This window comes from Lysinibacillus contaminans, from assembly GCF_001278945.1.
GTDB lineage: Bacteria > Bacillota > Bacilli > Bacillales_A > Planococcaceae > Lysinibacillus > Lysinibacillus contaminans.
On the sequence record NZ_LGRV01000003.1, the window covers coordinates 2,570,983 to 2,592,686 of the forward strand.

Consider the following 21,704-nt stretch of genomic DNA (forward strand, 5'->3'; position numbering starts at 1 on the left):
AAAATTTGAATGCAATGGTAGGAATATTTTCATATATAACAGTAATTCTCTAAGCATTATCGTCCATCAATTGCCGTTTGCCGGAAACATTTCAGCATTTATCATCACTCATTCTCAATTTATCGACTTCCGGCTTATATCTATGAAGAAAGGAACACGCCATGGACGTGCCCCGTTTCCTTAACGTTTAAAATTAACCCAATATACCTCTTTACTCCCATCTTTCTTTACGATAATAGTTTTGATCGAGTAGCTACCTGCCTCGTAAGCTTCTATGTTTTCCTCTGTCGTCATCACGCGTAAACTCTCGCTAGATAACACACAATAACGCCCAAAATTCCGTTGTAGTTGGCGTTCACCTTTTACCGTTTTGTATAATTCAAAACGGGCTTCTTTCGCTTGTAGCACTTTAGTATTCATATCACTTTTAAGCCATGCCTTGATTGCAACATTTGTCGGTGAAACATGTGCCTCCACCTGAATATCTCTATTCTTATATTGTTGCTCCGCTAATATTTGCTGTTTTTCCAATATTTTTTTCAATGTCTCGGCACTTACACGATTGCTCGAATCGATACGTTTAATATGAACCGTGCCACTTCCAAACGTATTATAACCTTCCTCAGTAGAGTAATCGATTAAGTATCCTGCTTGTTTAATTGCTCGCTCAGCAAACGTATCATATGCCCCATATGGATACGCAAAGGAAGACGTTTTCTTACCTGTATATTGTTCAATTAACATACGAGCTTTTGTGATATCCTCTACTATCATTTGTTGACGAAGTTCATTCGTCAAAGGTTGTCCATCTTTTGTTTGATTGAGAATCATCGCTTCATATTTCGGAGAATCATTGTTGCCTCTCCAATGTAAATCATATGTATGACTTCCTAGGTGAATCACATTTGAATCAGCCATTTCTTTTAGCTGCGGCCAGTTCAACATAGGCACACCTTTTCTCGAACCCGTTTCCATATCTTTCACAATAACAAACAATGTCGCCTGCATCCCCATTTCTTTTAAAATGGGATACGCAATGGTATATACACTCTCGTATCCATCATCTATTGTCAAAAACACTGATTTTTCTGGGATACGACCATGTCCCTGTAAATAAGCAATTAATTGCAGCTCTGAAATCACCGTATAGCCATTTTCTTTTAGCATCATTAACTGCTCCCGAAACAGTTTCTGAGAGATATTAATATTGGCAATTTCCTGATAGTCACCAAATGAATGGTAGTTAATGACCGTGATTCCTTTTGCATTACTAGATTCGTAAAATTTCGTCGGCTGTGTAGCTAGTGCATCATCAGTAACAACTACAATTAAACTTAGAAGAAAAACAAAGATAAAAATTTTTTTACTAAAACACATTATTATTTTTCCTTTCCAAGGAATATTTACCTTTAATTATATACGAAAGTAATAGTAACTCATAGAACCAATTGGCAAAAGTCATCTTTTTACACATTCTCACAAATGGAAAACAGGGTAGCTCAAAATTCCCTTTAAGCCACCCCGATTGTCTTATATGTCTAATAGATGTTTCTATCCCAAAAACGTTGCTGTGCAATCGCATCTACAAATTTTTTCCCAAAATCAGCATTACCAGTAGCTACCACAACACCAGGGCCAAGTTTCGCGTTTGATGCACTAAAGAACGGCAAGCCCGTTGTTGCAACGCCAATAGGCTTATAGTGACGAAATGCTTGATTGATGAAAATCAGGATATCTTGATTGAATTTTGCTTGATTATCAGCCCTTACACCGACAACGTATAAAGAATCAAACAAAACCGAATCTGTTGTTAGATAGGTTTCCGTCGCCATTAATTGGACGCCTTCCTTACTTTTGATTGCACCTAATCGCTCAGCAATTAAACTATATCTAACACCATACTTTGTTAACGTTTTTAACACATTACTTACTTCAGTAGCATCGAATCCATCACCAATCAGCACACCGACTTTAAGTGTTTGTGGAAGTTTTATGGTATTTTCTTGGCTCAACGCAGGAGATGACGCGGTAACGTTTGATTGCTCACCGATTGGTTTGTTCACCCCCACATTGATAGCAATAATTGTTGCCATTTCTTTATCTACATGGCCAAACATATTAACAGTCTGTTGCCGAACAGATTGACTTTTCACTTTCCCTAGCTCGAAACTAAAAGCATTGATGATATGTTGTTTTTCCGGTGGTGACATACTGTTCCAAAAAAGCCTTGCTTGTGAAAAATGGTCATCGAAGGATTTACTTCGTGCTCGGGTAACACGCCCTTCCACTTTTTCTTCATAATGAACAAACCCACCTTCACTTGCACTAGATGAAGAAGGGGTATTATTTGCGAGTGAATTTTTATGATAACTTACTTTCCCTACGTTAATCGTTTGCCGACTAAAGCCATTACGTTGGTTGTTATGGATTGGGCATATCGGTCGGTTGATTGGAATTTCAGCAAAATTCGGTCCGCCTAATCGAATTAGCTGTGTATCTAAATAAGAAAATAAACGACCTTGTAACAGCGGATCATTTGTAAAATCAATGCCGGGCACAACATTACCAGGGTGGAAGGCGACTTGTTCTGTTTCAGCAAAAACATTGTCAACATTACGATTCAATGTCATCTTACCAATAATTTTCACAGGAACTATTTCCTCAGGCCAAATTTTTGTTGCATCCAGAATATCAAAATCAAATTTAAATTCTTCCTCCTGCTCAATCATTTGTATACCTAGCTCATACTGTGGAAAATCACCATTTTCAATAGACTCCCATAAATCTCTTCGTTGAAAATCAGCATCTTTCCCAGCAATAATTTGCGCTTCATCCCAAACAAGAGAATGAACGCCTAAAATCGGTTTCCAATGAAACTTTACAAATCTCGACTTTCCCTTCTCATTTATGAAACGGAATGTATGCACACCAAATCCTTCAATCATTCGATAATTTTTTGGAATAGCCCGATCCGACATAAGCCACATAATCATATGTGCAGTTTCCTGATTATTGGCTACAAAATCCCAAAATGTATCGTGTGCAGAAGCAGCTTGTGGCATCTCATTATGTGGTTCTGGCTTCACCGCATGGATTAAATCAGGAAACTTGATGGCATCTTGGATAAAAAACACCGGGATATTATTACCGACTAAATCATAATTGCCTTCTTCCGTATAAAATTTCACTGCAAATCCTCGTACATCTCGAGCTGTATCCACCGAACCTAGACTCCCAACAACATTAGAAAACCTTAAAAAAACAGGCGTTTTTGCACCTACCTTTTGTAAGAATCCAGCTTTTGTATATTCTTGCATGGATTCATATAACTCAAATTCTCCGTGCGCTGCATACCCTCTTGCATGGACAACACGTTCCGGTATACGCTCATGATCAAAGTGCGTGATTTTCTCCCGAAAGTGAAAATCTTCCATTAATGTTGGACCACGTACTCCCGCCTTTAAAGAATCCTCATCATTTGAAATTTTTATGCCTTGATTGGTCGTCATCTTTTTACCATCATTATTTACACGAAACTGTTCAAGCTGTTGATCCTTAGCATCACCATTTGCATCTTTTCCCTGATTCGACCAAGATTTGTCCACGAAATCCCCTTTCCTTACTTAACGATTTTCAATTCATCTATGCCCAATACACAATATATGTTTTTAATATAGAAACATACTTGGAGATTTTTAAAATAAAAACATTGACCACACAAGTCAATTCCTGATAAAATGACCACACTGGTCAATAATCACGAGAGGAGGATTATTTTGCATCCATCATTTATAAAAGCAAACGAAGAAAAGCAACGTAGTATTATTAATGCAGCATTAAATGAATTTTCAAAGCACTCGTATGATAATGCCTCAACAAATGCGATTGTGAAGGAAGCTGGCATATCAAAAGGGCTTCTATTTCATTATTTCGGAAACAAAAAAAACTTATATCTCTTTTTATTTGAGTATGTATTGGATAAGTATGCTGAAGCAACTTTTGCTGAATTAGATTTAACTGAACCAGATGTTTTTCAGCGTTATAAGCAAATAATCTCAATGCAAATGAATATAGTTCAACAAAATCCTGCATTCTTCAACTTTATGAAAATGGTAAGCATCGAAAAAAGCCCCGAAGTAACGTCTGAGCTTGAAAAAAAACAATCTCTTAAAGAAGAATATAATTATGACAAGCTTTTGACCGATATTGATTATTCACTTTTCAAAGAAGAAATAGACACAAAATATGCACTGAATACGATTAAATGGGTTTTGGACGGTATTTCCAGTCATTATAACCTACAATTAAAAGAATCCAATTATGATATTGATGTCTTTAATACTTTAATTAATCAATGCACAGCAGAATTGGATGAATATTTCCATTTCTTAAAACCACTTTTTTATAAATAGTTCACTATAGTACCAAATCGTTTCTTTTGAATATAAACAATGCTTGTTTTAATGATATGGACATAAAATACATTTTAATAAAGTGAGGTGCTTCTTTGAAAATTGATCATTTAGTTGTCAATGTAGATAGATCCGTTCACGAGGATAAAGACATCATTGAAAAAATTCATTCCATTGGTTTACCATACAACCCTAAAAAGGGAAAAGGCACAAAAGGATTTAAGGTTTCAAATATATGGATTGGGAATGAATATTTTGAGTTTGTGAGAATTAAAACGAAAGGCGGTGGAGGTTGGTTAAAAGATTGGACTACGAAGTATCTTGATGGGCATAGGGGCCTAATTGGCTTTTGTTTAGAAGTTACTGACATAGATGAATCCTACCAAAAACTACTTCATCAGAATATAGATGTTGCTCCTCCAAAACCATTAGAATTTCGTTGGTTTTTCAATCTTCTAAAAAAGACGATGCCTTGGCGTAATTTATATTTACCTGAATTCCAAGGCGTACCTTTCCAATTCTTTCTTCAACAATTAGATGATGAGAAAACAAAGAATTATATGAAAAAGTATATGGTACCCAACAGTCTAGATAATGAAATTAGCGGTATCTCTGAAGTAATGATCTATGGAGAACTAACAAAAGAGGATAAAAAAATATTGAATGCTTTATTTAAGAATTATGAAGATAAAGATGATATATTAACAATCTACCTAGAAAAACAAAGAATACGTTTTATCAAATCCGACCAATATAAAGTGGAGGTTATTTTAACATGCGACAATAGAAACTACGCTAATAAGCTAGTAAATATTGATAACCTTCAAATAAAAAATTGGAACGACTCACTCTAGTAAATAAATGAACAACGATTTAGACAAGGAGAAATTTTATGACTTCGAATGATCCATTTACACATGTTAAAAAAGGGCCTATGTTGGTCGTTATGCTGTTCGGTGCGTTCTTTTCATTATTAAATGAAACGCTACTGGCAACAGCATTACCTGAAATCATGGTCCACTTTTCCATTGATGAAACGCAGGTACAATGGCTGACAACTGCGTTCTTACTGACAAACGGCATAATGATCCCAATATCAGCCTTTATCATCGGGAAGTTTACAACTCGCCAAATCTTTATTTCAGCAATTGCTGTCTTTACATTCGGTACAGCTGTGGCTGCTTTTTCAGACTCTTACACACTTCTATTAATTGCTCGTATCGTGCAAGCAATGGGCTCTGGTGTCATGATGCCTCTCATGATGACTGTCCTGTTAACCATGTTCCCTATCGATAAACGCGGAGCGGCAATGGGGATGATGGGACTCGTTATTTCATTTGCACCTGCCATTGGGCCAACACTATCCGGTTACTTGGTAGAGTATTTTAATTGGCGCATGCTGTTTTACGCAGTGTTACCGATTGCGATTTTAACACTGATTTTATCAATTTTCTTTATTTCTAATGTAACTGAACGAACAAATCCAAAAGTCGATGTTTTATCTATTTTAATGTCTTCATTTGGTTTCGGTGGATTATTATACGGATTTAGCTCTGGTGCTTCGCGTGGATGGACAGATACACTTGTGCTAACTTGTATTATAGGTGGTTTTATTATTTTAGCGTTATTTACTTGGAGACAGCTTCGTCTCGAAACACCTTTATTAGAATTCCGCGTGTTTAAAAATAAGGACTTCACATTAGGTGTCATTATAAGTGCATTCGTGATCATTGCTATGATCAGTGCTGAAACATTGTTACCGATGTATGTGCAAACTGCTCGTGGTCTATCTGCCATTGATTCTGGTTTAATGCTACTGCCTGGAGCAATTGTTATGGGGATTATGTCGCCTGTTTCAGGTATTTTATTTGATAAATTAGGCGCTCGCAAAATGGCTGTACCTGGAATGCTTATCGTGATTATCACAACATTCTACTTTACGACGCTTTCTTCTGATTCTTCAATGACAATGCTGACAACGATGTACGCTATTCGTATGTTCGGTCTATCATTAGGGATGATGCCGATTATGACGCATGCCTTGAATCAGCTACCACAAACTTTGAATGCCCATGGTTCTGCCATGGCTAATACGATGCAGCAAGTGAGTGCTTCGATTGGTACAGCTATTTTAATTACGATTATGTCGCAAACTGCCAAAAACTTTACACCTGATATGGAAAAGTACAGTGGGTTAGATCCAGCAACAATGCAAAGCACGATTGCCTCTGATGCCCTTATATCAGGCTACGCAGCAACGTTCGTTGTCGCGACTGGTATGGCAGTGATTGGTTGGATTCTTGTATTTTTCTTAAATAAAAAAGAACCAAATGCTAAATCACAAATTATGCAACATTAAATAGAAAATAGGAAAACCTTGATTGGCGATATGCCTTTCAAGGTTTTTTCATTGGTCATTGAACGCTCACACAAATAAAAGCTAAAATATGTATTTAATCATTTCATGTACATTACAATACGGGTTTTCTCGGCTATCTGTAGTACGTAGTGCCATCATTCCCATACAGTTTTTAATGGCAACTTCATGACGTAAGGCAATTGGAGAAATGAGCGACACATTCCCCTTGTGACGGAAGTAGCGTGTTACACCAAGATGCTTCTCCAATTTATTGTTGAGCACCGCACGGGGATATGGTTCTGACACTTCTACTGCTTCAAAATGTAACAAAAGCCAAAGTTCAAACGCTTCATTCGTATACGCAATTTTAATGTCTTTTTCCTCACAAAAAGCATTTACTTCGTCTAACTGCTTTTCCGTTAGATCATCCTTATCAAACACAATCCACACTTCATCAAAAGGTTGGTAGCTTGAATCTCGATACGCGTGCTGTGCTAACTTGATCGCAGAGCGCTTTACGTTTTTGATTTTAACACTGACCATTTTGGAGCGCTTTAATAGTTTCATTTGTTCAAAATAAATGCGTTCTGTTTCTCCCTCACAATAAATTAAAATCGTTTTACGTAATGCTAAATTCCCTCTTTTACGAACTCTCACTACTCATGTACCTCCGCTTCACCTAAATATTCGCTCGACAAATATTCATTAATGACCGGTGTTGCACCGAATTCTCCCTTTAAATAACGCTTTGCATAGGAAATGTCCCCACGTTTATTTTGTAATTCAGCAAAATCAAATAGAGAATACAGCTCAGATTCGTTTTTAAAATTTTTATTCACAAACCAAATTTGGTCCGAGCGTAGTGGCTGATCAAGTAAATCAATTTCATGACTTGTGACAATGAATTGATTACACTCATTTCGTCTACTGTTCATGACAGCCATTAAAAATTCACAAATTGAAACGTGGAAAGCTGTATCAAATTCATCTATGAATATGGTCTTTCCCTTACTATATGCATCTACCATGACACACGCTAAATGTAGCATGCGTACTGTACCTTTTGAATCCATTGTCCAGTTAATCGTCTCCGTGCCAAGCGGTGTTCCCTCATTATCAAACGATAAATAATGCAAATCGATATCGACCTCTTGAATAACAGTATCTTCTCCATCAAAGTCATAGCTAACTATATTTTTCTCTTTGCGATCAACTCGTCTTGCAGTCACATCTTGAATGGAGAAATCTGCAATCTTTAACAGCTTGATCACTTCTTGTTTAAATGGTTCTTCCTCCAACTTACGAATTAGCGGATGATTGGACAATCGATGTGCCTCATCGAGGAATAAAACTTTATGTAAAAACCACTCGAAAATCTTCGCTGCATCGGCATCATTGAATACATTTAAGACCGATAAAAATGCCGTATTATTACGTGTATATTTTGTGAGTTCCTGATGCGAAAGCTGTGCTGTTTCGTAGGTATAGTCTTGCGTATTTGCATCCCACGCACGCAAAAATAGTTTTTCTTCCTGCATTTCATCTATTTTCGTTAAACGCTCATATAGCACTTTCTCAGCATTGTAATGTATTTCGTAGTCATACAATGATCCATCTAACATTAAAGAAATTACAAATTCAGAAGGAGATTCACTAACACCACCGAGTTTAAACGGCTGATAGGGTAGGCGTAACTGCTTCACACTATTTAAATTTTCAAAATTAAACAAGAGTGTGCGTAGCACTTTAATCGCCGCAAATAAATTCGATTTCCCACTGCCGTTTGGTCCAAAAATAAACGCACTTTTTACAAGGCGTAGTGATTTTATTTTTATTGTATGTGTATCTTTTAATTTTCGTATACGTTTGCCAGCTACCATCGAAAATAGTGTTTCTTCTTTATAGCTTAGGCAGTTTTTTACTCTAAAATCTACTAACATGTTATACCCTCCGTTCAACTAGGAATTCACCCTTTAATAGTATATTATACAATATTTACACACTAAAAAAGGCATATTACTTACTGTAATACACCCTATTGCAGTATTTTAAATCTCTACGATTCTCTCATTTTCCATAGCCTCAATCGTTCGTTGAATTCCATCTACTAACGATACACGGGGTTTCCAACCAATAGCATTTGCCAGCTTATCATTGCATAAAAAAGAATGTTCAATATCACCTTCACGAGCCGGTGCATATTGAACTTCTAACGGATAATTTAAATGTTGTAAAAGTAAAATGACTTGTTGAATCGACCATGCCTCATTTGTAGCAACATTAAATACGCCCTGGAGTCCCACCTCAACACCAGCAAAAATGGCATCGGCTATATCATCCACATAAATAAAATCTCTTGTTTGTTGACCATCCCCAAAAATGGTAAAAGGGTGTTCCTCCAGACTACTTTTTAACAGACTTGGAATTACAGCAGCCTCACCTATTGCTGGTTGCTTTGGTCCATACACATTGGCAAATCGATAAATAAGTGTTTGTAGACCGTAATCTTGTCGCCATTTTTCACAATATGTTTCGCCAATACTTTTATTTAATCCATACATTGATACAGGCTCACTAGTATCTGTTTCTTCCAGCGGTGGATAATGACTATCACCGTATACAGCAGCTGAAGAGGCAAATACAAAATGCTTCACCTTATATTTAGACGATAAATAAAGCATCTGACTAAGCCCTACAATATTCGTTAAAATATCCTTCATTGGTTCTTGAATTGATAGCTGTACACTGGTTTGAGCTGCACAATGAACTACCACATCAAACGTCACTTCCTTGAAGAAATGCTCGCAAACTTCATCTTCCACATTCAATAAATACGATTTATGCGGAAATTCAAAATTCCGTAAATGTCCAGTGCTTAAATTATCAATAATAAAAATATTAGCGCCTTCTTCATAAAAACGTCGAGCTACTGCACTACCTATAAAACCATATCCACCTGTCACTAGAACATTCATACTCTCGCCCCCAAAAACAATATGATGTTTTATATGCGAATTTAGAGATAAATATGCAAACAAGCATGAAAAAGGAGAAGCCTAGTCGCCTCTCCTTTAGTCAATCTTTAGTTAATCAAGCAGGGTTAACTTCTAATTCAACTGTTATTTTAATATCTTTTCCAACAAGTACGCCACCTGTTTCTAATGCTGCGTTCCATGTTAAACCGAATTCTTCACGATCAATTTTTGTTTCCGCTTCAAAGCCGTATACTTCTTGGCCCCAAGGGTTTGTACCTTTACCGTTAAATTCAGTATCAAATGTTACTGATTTAGTTACGTCTTTAATTGTTAAATCACCTGTAACTGCATATTCATCATCTGACTTTTTCGTAATACTTGTTGATGTAAATGTGATTGTTGGGTATGCATCTGCATTAAAGAAGTCACCAGATTTTAAGTGGTTATCACGATCTTCACTACGCGTATTGATGCTCGCAGTGTCAATATTGAAGCTAATATTTGCAGTTGATAAATCTGCAAGATCCGCCGCTTCGATGTCCGCTGTGTAAGATTCAAATACACCTTTTACCTTTGAAACCATCATATGTTTTACTTGAAAGTTAATTGCTGAGTGTCCTAAATCGATATTCCATTTTGTCATTGTAAATTCCTCCAATTGAAATGTTTTTTATCTCGATTTCGAGATATATGTTAAAATATGAAGTAACTACACTAATTATGTTCCCCTTCGGTAAAAAAGTGAAACATCTGCAGTTACTTCAGTTGAGTTTCAAAGATGACTGTTTAAGTTACAAAAAATACTTACTTTATGTAACTTACTATACATTGATAAATTAATTACGTCAAGTAATCATTTTGTTTTTTCTAAAAATAATTTCCTTACTCGTAAACAAAGAAATCCCTAGTGAATGTTTGCATCGACAACTTGCTCTATTAATCGTGCTAATTCTAAGATAATCCGATAAGACTGTTTCTCTTTTTTACCGCTTCACTAATTTCCCTTGCACAACAAAGCGTTGATCGTCGCTCATAACCGAGTCCTTACATGTAGAAAGTGTGACAATTTTATCGTCTAATCCGATTTCAACATCCGTCTGAATAACCGACTTTTCTTTTACTTCCTCTATAAATTCTAAAAACGCTTCATCCGTTGTAAATTCTGTTTCAATATAATAAAAATCGATTGTTGTTTCATAGGCAGCGAACACTTCAATATCATAGCCTTCATATAATGTATCTACATATATTTTGTTATGTGTATCTACGTATTCCTGCTGCAAATAATTTTTCAAGCTACCAAACATTGTGCCATTTTTCATCGCATGCCCATATAAAATTGTATTACGATTCATGTCCGTTACATCATTGCGATAATCCATAAAGACACTACCAGCACGGCTATAGTTATCTCTAAAATTATGATCTAAATAAAAATCATTATTTTCTGTTTGTAATATTGGATTATTGAGTTTCGTACCATCCACTGAAATCCAACCAACAATATGTTCATTCACTGCTTGCAAATCCTCGAATTGCGGACGAATCTTATATTCCGATAATAAACCTTCCGTCAGAAGTGGTTCTACTTCCAGTTCTTCGCCAATAGTTTCTAATGTCGTTTCATAAATTTCCTGTACTTCCTTTAAGGATTTTGACGCCTCATAATATGTATACAAATACTTTACAAGTGCAAGTCCAGAATATAAAAATACGGCTAAATACACCAAAGTTAATAGCTTAGATCTCCATTTTTTCATCTTTCCACCTTCTTAAATACCAAGAGGCACCATGTAAAGGCCGAGTTTTTTATCCTCATTGAAAATCGCATCTACACTGTACACTTCTTTAATAACTTCCTTCGTAATTACATCGCGAGGAGCCCCCTCAGCAACAATCTGCCCTGTCTTCATCATAATAATATGATCGCTATAACGAATCGCCTGATTTATATCATGTAGTACCATGACAATTGTTAAGCCATGTTCTTCATTTAACGTTTTGACAAGCTCTAACAACTCAATTTGATAATAAATATCTAAATAGGTTGTTGGTTCATCTAAACACAGGATCTCTGATTGCTGCGCAAGTGCCATCGCAATCCACACACGCTGACGTTCTCCTCCTGATAATGCCTCTAAATCATTGTGACGCTTATCTAGTAAATTTGTACAAGCAAGTGCCCAGTTAATCGCCTTTGAATCCTCTTCGTGATTTTTTTTTAACATTGTATTATGCGGAAGGCGACCAAAGCTGACTAATTTTTCAATCGTTAAATCCTTTGGTACATCATTTTGCTGATAGACGATCGCTAATTTTTTGGCAAATTCCTTTGGCTTATATTGTATTAAATCTTTATTTTCTAAGGAAACATGGCCTGATTTGGGTATATTATTACGTGACATGACACTCAGTAATGTCGATTTCCCACAGCCATTTGGTCCAATGATGGTCGTAATTTTTCCCTTTTGAATCGTAGTCGATACACCATCTAAATGATTTTGAGTATTATCATGCGATACGATAATATCTTGTATTTCCATATGTCATCACTCTTTTCGTAGTAGGAATATTAAGAATGGACCTCCGATAATCGCCATAATTGTTGAAGCTGGAATTTCTATTGGTGCGACAATTGTTCGTCCAATCGTATCTGCCACTAATATTAATAATGCGCCTGCTAACGCAGTAAATGGAATCAGCACCTTATGGTCATAGCCAACAAAGCGACGTGCTATATGTGGCACAAGTAAACCAACGAAGGAGATGACCCCCGCTACTACTACCGAAACTGCTGATAATAATACCGCAACAGCGGCAATGATTAATCTTGCACGCGCTACATTAAATCCTAAGCTTTTTGCCGTTTTATCCTGTAACACAAGCAGATTACACCAACCAAATAAGGCAAAGGCACCAATGAGCCCCACAGAACCATATGTCACAATCGTTAATACGTCACTCCATGTACGCATCGTTAAATTCGAACCGACAACACTAGAAGCCGATGTATTTAATGATCCACCTAAACTAATAAATGCCTCAGTTAAACCCGTAAACATCGCATTGATGGCAATCCCTACTAATATTAACTTTAACGGACTTAAGCCTGATTTCCATGACAACACAAAAACGAGTGTACAGGCAAAAGCTCCCCCCATAAATGCAAGCACTGGCGTCATAAAAAATAATGCTGGGAAAAATGAAATAATAAATAACTGTACAAAGGCAGCACCAGAGGAAATACCAATGACCCCTGCATCTGCTAGTGGGTTACGCATCACAGATTGCAATAACACCCCAGAAACCGAAAGCGCAGCACCAGCAAATAATGCCACAATTATTCGTGGGAAGCGTAAATCTCGTATTGCTTCCATCTGACTATTTCCTTCGTCAAATAATGCGCCTATAAATTCAAAAAAGCCCATCTTAATACTACCAGTCGATGCTGAATAGATCATTGACACAAGTAATAACACAATTACTGTCGTAAAACTCACAATTTTTTTTGTCATATTTGACTTCCTTTTATTAATTAAATTCGCAACAGGCTAAATATAGAAGAAAAGCGCTGTATAGCAAGGTCCCCCCACTACACAAGCGTCATTTCACCCTTTTATTAACGATAGAAAATTTCCATAAGTTGACCTAAAGCTTCTGGTACTTGTAGTGAAGCTGTTGTACCAAATAACTCTTCTTCTAAATCATACACTTTACCATTTTTCACGGCACTGAAATGTTTCCAAATATCATTTGTTTTAAATTCTTCGTCGAACATTTTTACCACTTCATCTGGCATGCCGTGTGATAATCGTAAAATAATATCTGGATTACTATTATGTAGATACTCTGTATTCGAAGCTAAATATTCGGCATCTTGCCCTTCCATAACATTGATACCGCCAGCACGTTTCACAAGATCCCCTGCATAAGAGTTTTCCGTCGCTACTAAATAACTACCAGGAATTCCAAGTAAAATTAACACGCGAGGACCTTCTTTATTGGCTGCGACTGTTTGTACAGCGTCGATATTTTTTTGTAAGCTTGCGACTAATTCTTCTGCCTGGACATTACGGTCATAGCGTTCACCTAATGTTTGTATTTCTTCAAGCATTGCATCTACACTTTGGAAATTTAAAAAGTTCACAGGAATTTTTAATTGCTCGAATTTATCTTGTAAATCATATTCTAATGTTGAAACTGATAATACATCTGTTGCATTTAAAGATTTCACGATTTCCATATCTGGTTCCATTGCGTTTCCAATGGTTGGTAGACCATCAAAACGTGCAGATAATTCTTTTTCTGTTTGTGGTACGGCAATTGCATCTAATTCTAGCTGATCTAAAACTTCAGCAATCACGACCGTACCAGCAACAATCCGATTTTCGCTTTCGCCAGTTGTTTCTTTCTTCTCGGCTGTTGTATCTACTTTTTCTTTGTCATCACTACCACTACAACCAGCAATTATAAATAATGCCGCAAGCGTCGTGAATAACAAAAATAGTTTCCACTTCTTTTTCATGTTATAATCCTCCACTTATTCCTCATCATTCGTCACTTGTTTTGCATTTTTTATTCGTCGCACAAGCATCAAGCCTGATAATACACAAATCGCAACAAGTAAACCGATTTTCACTTTATCTAATTGAGCAAGTTGCTGCTCGGTATCATCAGTAATCGCCTGTTCAACATTTGTTTCTGCTGTAATATCTTCCCCACCTATTTCTTCAACAGCCTCTTCTTTACCTTCATCTAATGTACGATCAAATGCTAATGTGTCACCTTTAGGCGTACCATTAAAGACCAAATCCGGTGATATATTCGATGATACAGTAGCTGGTCTTTTCACAGCAATCGCCATATCATTTGTGATTTCTTTTTCTATAACTTGCTCTGGAGGCCTTGGTGTATTCTCTTCTTTTGGTTGCTCGGGATTCTCCACTTCAAATGACTTTTCTAAAAACTTTGCGACTTGTTCCTTATCAAATTGTAAATCTACAAAATATTGGTGATGATAATCAAGTTCAGGAATATCAACTTTTACCCATATACGTTGTAGCTCTTCAAAGTCCGCTACTTCAAATTGTACGACCCTGACATTATCAATAAGTGAAATCAACTTAGGTTCCAACTGCTCGCCCTGTTGTTCTACAGTAAAACTTGTTATCCAAGCAGATTTTAAGATCGTCATTTGTGCATAATATTTATCGTCTTGTTTAATGATTTTCGCAGTAGGATTTACATATGTATTCATCGTTGACGGTTCCGATTTTCCATCTACTAACAACAAATAGTCCAACGACCACTCTTTTTTAGGGCGTTCAACCTGATCTATAGGCGTTTCTTCTTCCGAGATGGATGGTGGTATTTCTTCTATTAATTTGAGCGAATCCATATTTAGCATTAGTTGTTCCGTAAAAGAAATCGCTTCCTCGTCAAATGGAAGCATTACTGAACCACTTATCGTAATTGGCTGCGTTAAATTATTCATATCAAATTGAACTAAATTTTCATTCTTATCGAACATGTAAGATAATGTTTTTTCTAATTGCATGATTTGTATATCGGTGATGATATCTGGATAAATCATTTGCAAGGACAACTGGTAGAGCCCGTTCTTCACACTGAGTGTAGCCTCTTTATTGAAAAAACTTTCTTGTTGCTCTCCTTCTAGTGATGGAAAACTTAGTTCAACTTGATAATCGCCATTTTTGATGACGAATCCTTCTTCTGCCTGTGCATTTATCCATAAAAATTGTGAGGTAAATACCATAAAAATGGTGCAAACAACCACCCGAAGAAAGGCTTTTCTATTCAATAACATCATGCGATTTCCTCCAATTTCTATAGAAACAATAGTAACTCCCTCCCTCAACTAGATGAGAGAGGAAGTTGCTATTTTAGTACTTATTTTGCTTGTTCTTCTACTGCTTTTTCTTCTACTGCTTCTGTTGTTTCTTCTACTTCTTCATAAAAGAATTCTAAAGAGTTATTTAATAGTTTTGCCATTTGAGCACGAGTTAATGGTTGGTTTGCGTTGATGTAAGTTTTACCATCTTTCGCAACAGAACCAGTCATAATACCTGCTTTGTTTAATAATGAGAATGCTTTTTTCGCTTCTTCGTTAGCGATTGTTGCTACGTCAGCGAATGGTAATGAAATTTCAATCTCTAATTCTTCTTCAGTAACAGCATCGATTGCACGATAAATCATTAAAGCACCTTGTTGACGCGTTAATGTTGCGTTAGGATTGAATTTTTCACGTTTTTCAACAATTCCTACTTCAGCAAGTGCATTAATTGCGTTTACACGTTCAGCTTCTAAGCCTTTTACATCTTCGAAGCCAGCATCAGTTGTCGATTTCAGCTCTAACGTACGTGCAATCATTAAAGCAAATTGTGCACGAGTAAGTTTGTTATTTGGATTGAATTTATCTGCCGCTTTCACGATATCTAAAGCCAGAAGATTTAAGATTGCTTCTTTGTTTTCGTTGTTGTCGATATCGCTAAATGGATTTGTAACAGTTGGTTTCTCTTCTGGTAGTTCTGGTACTGGCGTTTCTTCAACTTCACCTTCTACATCAAAGCTGAATTGAACAGTGTGATTAGAATCATATTTTACGCCTGCTTCATCAACGATAATATGAATTTGTGCAGTTGTTAATGCTGTTAAATCTTCTACTTCAAATGTGTAGATACGTTCGTTTGTTGCTTTGTCTTCGCTTTTTAGTACAGCGTCCTTACCAGCTACTTTAAATGATTGGATATACTGACCTTTAGGGAATAACATCTCTACAACATATTTACCATCTTTTTCAGATACATCTACAGTTGAATCAATGTAATTTTTCATGATTGACTCTTCTTTAGTGCCATCTTTGTAAACTGTTACACCCGCTTCTTCTACTTCTTCTGCTTCTTCTACTTCTTCTGCAGGTGTTTCAACTTCTTCAGTAGGGCCTTCAGCTACAACAGGTTGGAAGTCAAAGTCATACCATTTATCCATACTCGCTGCTGCAACTACTACATGTACTTTTGCAGCTGTTTTAACTTTTGGATCCACTGGGAATGATACAACACTTGAGCCGTCTGCTTGTGCTTCAATTATCACATCAACATATTTGTCTCCTTGTTTCACTTGGAAACCAGGAATCATTTTACTAAAGTTCGCTGGTATCGTTAATTTCACAGTATATGTACCATCTTTTTCAACAAGCACGCCAGTTCCTGCAAAGTATTTGTCCATATAGCCTGCTTCTTCTGTACCTGGTTTAAACGTTTTAAATGTTACTGTTTTACCGTCTTGTGCTTCTACAGCACGAGTTGTTGCCTCTGTCCCATTAACATTAATTGTTCCACCTACATCAGCAGATGCAAATGATGGGATTGATAGTGATGCCGCTAGTAATGAAGCTAGTACGATTTTTGTTGCGCGTGATTGACGTTTTTTAGTCATTATTGATCCTCCGTTTTTGGTTGAATTTTATTTCTATAAAGTAAAAATGCTGATCCAGCTAAAGCCGTGATTAATAAGTATGGTGTTGCATCGCTTGTTTGTGGATTAGACACTTGACTTTCTGAAGTAGCTATCGAATTTGAAGTTGTATTAATGCTAGCTGTAGACTCGCCACCTACAGACGCTGCATCAAATACTAATGAAACACTATATTCATGATGATAATCAATATCATTGATATCAATTTTCATAGCTGTAACAACTGGTTTTGATAAATCTTTTACTGTGAATTGTACAATACGTGTATCAGCACTTTTATCCTCGTTTACAACTGTTGCTCCACCAGGAGGTTGAAATTTAGTAATCCATGCGCTATTTTTTAATGTAACTTGTATAGTAGATACACCATTTTCCACGGTTACTTTTGCTGGTTTTACGAAGTAATCATTCGCAATCGACGCTGAATTACTCTCTGGTTTATTCACCTGGTACTTAACAGAATATGCACCATCAGCAAGTTGAGCGGATGCTTGTGGTAAAGCCAAATTCAATGCGATCATACTAGTTAGCATGAACAACATCATTATTTTCTTCATATGCCGCACTCTCCATTTTTCATTATGAAATTACAAATATTTATTACATAAAAATATTATAGGTGAAACACATTAAACTCTCGATGTTTTCCAGAAAAGATATTTAATTCAAACGAAAAACATTCTCAATTAACACGTCCATTTCCAAGAATACCTGTTGATACCAATGAATGTCAACCACTTGACCGAAATTGTGCTCAATATGTACAAATATTAATTGAATCTTAAAATAAAAGTAGATACTAACTGTTTATCCTTATATCAACAATTCTCGGTATGATTTACGAAAGAATAATCTGTTTCCATATAAAAACGCTGTGAGATTATCCCACAGCGTTTTTCACTTTAGTTTACTACTTCCGGTTGGAATCCATCTTTTTGCAAGTCAACGCCCCTTTCCCTGTGAAAAAGAGAAAAGGTGTATCGGGAAATTGACTTCTTGTAAAGCGTTCCATGGTTACGATCTCCCTTTAGTGACAAACGTACTTTTGGTTTTTGTACTAATTCTTCTTCTGAAAGTCCTGACCAGTGTGAAAATTGTTCATTTGTAGGGTACTTCCCTTTACAAAGTAGCCCAAAATCAACAAAAGTTGCAGGGAGGGCATCCATACCTTCTGACATTAATAATGCATTGACAGCTTAATTTTCCACAAAGGCATTCGGTTCATTTGTAAGATTAAATCGTTCGGCTTCTATTTTTTATTTTCTTTAAATTGTTCATCACAAATGACATACGCAATAATTCAGGGTCAATTGTCGGTCCACATAAACCTGTTGAACAGCACATGGCTGGCTCGTAAATATGAATTTCCTTCAATTTATTTCAGCTCCTCAGCTACGAATTGTTCAATACGTTTTCCAATAGCATCACGTACGTTTTGGAAGACAGCCCATTTTTCTTCATCCGTACCTGAAGCTTTTGCTGGATCTTCAAATCCCCAATGCTCGCGACGAACGTGCGGTGGCGTCATCGGGCATTTATCAGCTGCATCCCCACAAAGTGTAACAACAAGTGTTGCATTGTTTAATGTCTCAAGATCGATTAAGTCAGATGTTTGGTCAGAAATATCGATTCCTACCTCTGCCATTGCTTTGATGGCATTTGGATTTACACCATGCGCTTCAATACCAGCACTTTTAACTGTCCATTCGGCAGGCAACAATTTTCTTGCCCACCCTTCCGCCATTTGACTACGGCATGAATTCCCTGTACATAAGAAATAAAGTGTATTTGTCATAAAAAATGCTCCTTATAGTTTAATTGTTTTAAAATATTTCTTTTGCCAACGTAGCGCAACCCATACAAGACCAATAAGTACAGGTACTTCGACAAGTGGTCCAATAACCGCAGCAAAAGCAACACCACTGTGAAGACCAAAAACACCAACAGTAACAGCAATCGCTAACTCGAAGTTGTTACTAGCAGCTGTAAATGATAGAGCTGCTGTGACAGGATAAGATGCACCTACCTTGCGAGAAGAAAAGAAAGAAATTGCAAACATCACAACAAAGTAAATAAATAATGGAATCGCTATACGTAAGACATCGAGAGGTAATTCCACTAATTGTTCACCTTTCAATGCAAACATCATCACAATTGTGAAAAGTAATGCAATTAAAGTGAGTGGGGAAATCTTCGGTAAGAATTTTTCCTCGTACCACTCTCTACCTTTTATTTTGATGCCTAGCCAGCGTGTTAAGAATCCCGCAGCAAATGGAATCCCTAAGTAAATAAGTACGCTTTTCGTAATTTCCCACATAGAAATAGAAACATTAAAGTTTTCTAAACCAAACCAACCAGGTAATACATTTAAGAAAAAGTAAGCAAAAATTGAATACGTTGCTATTTGAAAAATTGAATTAAAGGCAACAAGTCCTGCTACATATTCACGATCTCCTCTTGCTAAATCATTCCAAACGATGACCATTGCAATACAGCGTGCCAAACCAATCATAATCAGCCCAGCCATATATTCGGGATAATCATGCAAAAAGATGATAGCTAAAAAGAACATTAAGAATGGTCCAAGTAACCAGTTTTGAAGTAACGATAACAAAAGTACCTTCCAGTCCTTAAATACTCGCCACATTTCCTCATACTTTACTTTTGCAAGGGGTGGATACATCATGATAATTAAACCTATAGCTATGGGGATGGATGTTGTTCCAATAGACATTGATTCCAGCGCTTCACCTATATTCGGCATAGTGATACTAAGTACAACGCCAATACCCATCGCGACAAAAATCCAAACAGTTAAATAACGATCCAAAATTGAAAGCTGTTTCGTAAGTGACTTCTCCATGTTCAATCAACTCCTACTTCTGAAGAACAATCGGGTCCACAATGCTGATAAGAAATAGGCTCTAATTCATCAAGTACAGCTTGTATATATGTAGTTTGTTCTTCATTCAATCGGTAATGTTTCCAAGTCCCTTTCTTTCTTTCCAAAATAATTCCTGCCTCTTTCAACTTGCGTAATTGTTGACTTACTGCCGGTTGCGAAACTTGTAAAACATCGACAAAATCACATACACAAACTTCTCCTTGCTTTAAGCAAGCTAAAATCTTTAAACGATTGATGTCACTAACAGCCTTTAATTGTTTTTCCATTTTAATTATTGAATTCACATTATCGCTCCTTCTATATAACTATTCTCTTATATAAGAATACTCTTATTTATAATTATATGCAAGATGGTTGAATTCTGTTACTCCAGATTTTCAAATTGGGTTTAGATGATTTTACGGGGCAGATTAATTTAAGAGTGCTTGTTAATCTTTCTGCAAAATCGACTTAATAAATGTTTAGGCTAACAGCGCTCTCTTTTGAAATTGTATCCATTTGAATATTAGTACATTCCCTTAGCAAGTTGCATAGGATAATCTAAAAAACTGTAAAGGGGTTTAGAAAAATGTACTTTGTTCCTTATATGTATCAATACCCTCACTCTAATTATCCTACGGTACCTATGTATAATTATGGAATGCAATCTTTTTACTGGCCTTATCCTAATGAGGTGGCTCTTGCAAGCAAGTTTGAACCTTATCGATTTTCCGATAGTGATAGTAAATTAATGTTAAAAGATTATGGACCAAAACCATATGTCGTTGATATAAATGAAGCAACGAAGCAAAATAATACGTATCGTACTGCTTTATGGACAGGAACACATTTACAAGTTACTTTAATGAGTCTCAATGTTGGCGAAGATATCGGTTTAGAAATACATCCTGACGTCGACCAATTCTTACGTATTGAACAAGGTCAAGGGATTGTTCAAATGGGCGCGAGTAAAGATAGTTTAAATTTTGAAAGAAACGTCTTCGATGATTCTGCAATAATGATACCTGCTGGGACTTGGCATAATCTAACCAATACAGGTAGTATTCCGCTTAAACTATACTCGATATATGCTCCTCCTAACCATCCATTTGGTACAGTTCATCCTACCAAAGCAGATGCAGTGTCTGCAGAAGAAGAGGATCATCATCCTAGTATTTAAATAACAAACCTTTTTATAAATAATTTATACTTCATTATAAGAGAAACTCAATTTTGATCTATCTTATTTCAAAATAGAGCTTTTCTATTTGTTGTTAAATAAAGGTTGAAGAGTTTTTTTAATCACTCTTTATTCTAAAGCTACATTTAACTTTTAAAAAAACCTGAGAACACATTACTTTGTAGGTTCTCAGGTTTTACATGTTTATTCTGTTTTAGTGGAACAGCAGCTAGATGAAGCTTTCAAATTCGAAGTTTTGTTATCTTCTGATTCCACTACTTCTTCAATTTTCACGTTACAACAAGACTTCTTATCTTCTTTTACTTCTTCAATTTTCACATTGCAACAATCATTATCTTTCTTTGATTTCTTGAAAATGTTAAACATGAATTTGTTC

At 36.2% G+C, this 21,704-nt stretch carries 23 protein-coding genes; 4 read left to right on the forward strand and 19 right to left on the reverse strand.

Annotated features, from left to right (window positions below; translation table 11 throughout):
* Positions 1-180 precede the first annotated feature (180 nt).
* Both AEA09_RS14590 and AEA09_RS14595 read right to left on the reverse strand, forming a co-directional pair.
* The gene (locus tag AEA09_RS14590; RefSeq protein WP_053584558.1) at positions 181-1,377 is read right to left on the reverse strand and encodes a polysaccharide deacetylase family protein; all 1,197 of its coding nucleotides are present in this window, start codon (positions 1,375-1,377) and stop codon (positions 181-183) included.
* A gap of 161 nt (positions 1,378-1,538) precedes the next feature.
* Positions 1,539-3,605, reverse strand: coding sequence for a catalase (locus AEA09_RS14595; protein WP_053584559.1), 2,067 nt, complete (start codon positions 3,603-3,605; stop codon positions 1,539-1,541).
* Positions 3,606-3,776: 171 nt separating this feature from the next.
* Between AEA09_RS14595 and AEA09_RS14600 the strand changes: the two genes are divergently transcribed.
* The 3 genes from AEA09_RS14600 to AEA09_RS14610 all read left to right on the forward strand — a co-directional run bounded on the left by AEA09_RS14600 (position 3,777) and on the right by AEA09_RS14610 (position 6,771).
* Positions 3,777-4,412 carry a TetR/AcrR family transcriptional regulator gene (locus tag AEA09_RS14600; RefSeq protein WP_053584560.1) on the forward strand — a complete coding sequence of 212 codons (636 nt, stop codon included), beginning with the start codon at positions 3,777-3,779 and terminating at the stop codon, positions 4,410-4,412.
* A gap of 95 nt (positions 4,413-4,507) precedes the next feature.
* A complete protein-coding gene (locus AEA09_RS14605; protein WP_053584561.1) occupies positions 4,508-5,266 on the forward strand; it encodes a VOC family protein in 759 nt (252 codons plus the stop codon).
* A 38-nt stretch (positions 5,267-5,304) separates the two neighbouring features.
* A complete protein-coding gene (locus tag AEA09_RS14610; protein WP_053584562.1) occupies positions 5,305-6,771 on the forward strand; it encodes an MDR family MFS transporter in 1,467 nt (488 codons plus the stop codon).
* An 81-nt stretch (positions 6,772-6,852) separates the two neighbouring features.
* Here the strand turns inward: AEA09_RS14610 and AEA09_RS14615 are convergent, their stop codons facing one another.
* The 16 genes from AEA09_RS14615 to AEA09_RS14685 form a co-directional block, all read right to left on the reverse strand.
* Positions 6,853-7,428: an RloB family protein gene (locus AEA09_RS14615; RefSeq protein WP_053584563.1), complete on the reverse strand. Its 576-nt coding sequence runs from the start codon at positions 7,426-7,428 to the stop codon at positions 6,853-6,855.
* The gene (locus AEA09_RS14620) at positions 7,428-8,711 is read right to left on the reverse strand and encodes an AAA family ATPase (protein ID WP_053584564.1); all 1,284 of its coding nucleotides are present in this window, start codon (positions 8,709-8,711) and stop codon (positions 7,428-7,430) included. Before AEA09_RS14620 ends, AEA09_RS14615 begins: the two co-directional genes overlap by 1 nt.
* 108 nt (positions 8,712-8,819) lie before the next feature.
* Positions 8,820-9,746, reverse strand: coding sequence for an NAD-dependent epimerase/dehydratase family protein (locus tag AEA09_RS14625; RefSeq protein WP_053584565.1), 927 nt, complete (start codon positions 9,744-9,746; stop codon positions 8,820-8,822).
* 115 nt (positions 9,747-9,861) lie between these two features.
* Positions 9,862-10,389: a YceI family protein gene (locus AEA09_RS14630; protein WP_053584566.1), complete on the reverse strand. Its 528-nt coding sequence runs from the start codon at positions 10,387-10,389 to the stop codon at positions 9,862-9,864.
* A gap of 340 nt (positions 10,390-10,729) precedes the next feature.
* Complete coding sequence (gene srtB, locus AEA09_RS14635; protein ID WP_053584567.1) at positions 10,730-11,506, reverse strand: class B sortase; 777 nt, start codon at positions 11,504-11,506, stop codon at positions 10,730-10,732.
* A gap of 12 nt (positions 11,507-11,518) precedes the next feature.
* Positions 11,519-12,289, reverse strand: a complete 771-nt coding sequence (locus AEA09_RS14640) for an ABC transporter ATP-binding protein (protein WP_053584568.1) — start codon at positions 12,287-12,289, stop codon at positions 11,519-11,521.
* A gap of 6 nt (positions 12,290-12,295) precedes the next feature.
* Positions 12,296-13,261, reverse strand: coding sequence for a FecCD family ABC transporter permease (locus tag AEA09_RS14645; RefSeq protein WP_053584569.1), 966 nt, complete (start codon positions 13,259-13,261; stop codon positions 12,296-12,298).
* Positions 13,262-13,365: 104 nt separating this feature from the next.
* Complete coding sequence (gene isdE, locus AEA09_RS14650; protein WP_053584570.1) at positions 13,366-14,271, reverse strand: heme ABC transporter substrate-binding protein IsdE; 906 nt, start codon at positions 14,269-14,271, stop codon at positions 13,366-13,368.
* 15 nt (positions 14,272-14,286) lie between these two features.
* On the reverse strand, positions 14,287-15,576 hold the full coding sequence (locus AEA09_RS14655) for an NEAT domain-containing protein (RefSeq protein WP_053584571.1): 1,290 nt from the start codon (positions 15,574-15,576) through the stop codon (positions 14,287-14,289).
* A gap of 80 nt (positions 15,577-15,656) precedes the next feature.
* Entirely contained in the window at positions 15,657-17,204 is a 1,548-nt protein-coding gene (locus AEA09_RS14660) for an NEAT domain-containing protein (RefSeq protein WP_082332664.1), read from the reverse strand.
* The gene (locus AEA09_RS14665; RefSeq protein WP_053584572.1) at positions 17,204-17,800 is read right to left on the reverse strand and encodes an NEAT domain-containing protein; all 597 of its coding nucleotides are present in this window, start codon (positions 17,798-17,800) and stop codon (positions 17,204-17,206) included. The genes AEA09_RS14660 and AEA09_RS14665 overlap by 1 nt, the downstream gene beginning before the upstream one ends.
* Before the next feature lie 345 nt (positions 17,801-18,145).
* Positions 18,146-18,421 carry an arsenic metallochaperone ArsD family protein gene (locus AEA09_RS20520; protein ID WP_281176737.1) on the reverse strand — a complete coding sequence of 92 codons (276 nt, stop codon included), beginning with the start codon at positions 18,419-18,421 and terminating at the stop codon, positions 18,146-18,148.
* 55 nt (positions 18,422-18,476) lie between these two features.
* Complete coding sequence (locus tag AEA09_RS20525) at positions 18,477-18,617, reverse strand: arsenic metallochaperone ArsD family protein (protein ID WP_281176738.1); 141 nt, start codon at positions 18,615-18,617, stop codon at positions 18,477-18,479.
* A gap of 1 nt (position 18,618) precedes the next feature.
* Positions 18,619-19,038, reverse strand: a complete 420-nt coding sequence (gene arsC / locus AEA09_RS14675) for an arsenate reductase (thioredoxin) (RefSeq protein ID WP_053584573.1) — start codon at positions 19,036-19,038, stop codon at positions 18,619-18,621.
* Positions 19,039-19,050: 12 nt separating this feature from the next.
* Positions 19,051-20,106 carry an ACR3 family arsenite efflux transporter gene (gene arsB / locus AEA09_RS14680; protein ID WP_053584574.1) on the reverse strand — a complete coding sequence of 352 codons (1,056 nt, stop codon included), beginning with the start codon at positions 20,104-20,106 and terminating at the stop codon, positions 19,051-19,053.
* 2 nt (positions 20,107-20,108) lie between these two features.
* Positions 20,109-20,414, reverse strand: a complete 306-nt coding sequence (locus AEA09_RS14685) for an ArsR/SmtB family transcription factor (protein ID WP_053584727.1) — start codon at positions 20,412-20,414, stop codon at positions 20,109-20,111.
* Positions 20,415-20,716: 302 nt separating this feature from the next.
* Between AEA09_RS14685 and AEA09_RS14690 the strand changes: the two genes are divergently transcribed.
* Positions 20,717-21,307 (forward strand): cupin domain-containing protein, encoded by a 591-nt coding sequence (locus AEA09_RS14690; protein ID WP_053584575.1) that lies wholly within the window; start codon positions 20,717-20,719, stop codon positions 21,305-21,307.
* A 204-nt stretch (positions 21,308-21,511) separates the two neighbouring features.
* Here the strand turns inward: AEA09_RS14690 and AEA09_RS14695 are convergent, their stop codons facing one another.
* Positions 21,512-21,694 (reverse strand): hypothetical protein, encoded by a 183-nt coding sequence (locus AEA09_RS14695; RefSeq protein ID WP_053584576.1) that lies wholly within the window; start codon positions 21,692-21,694, stop codon positions 21,512-21,514.
* Between the last annotated feature and the right edge of the window lie 10 nt (positions 21,695-21,704).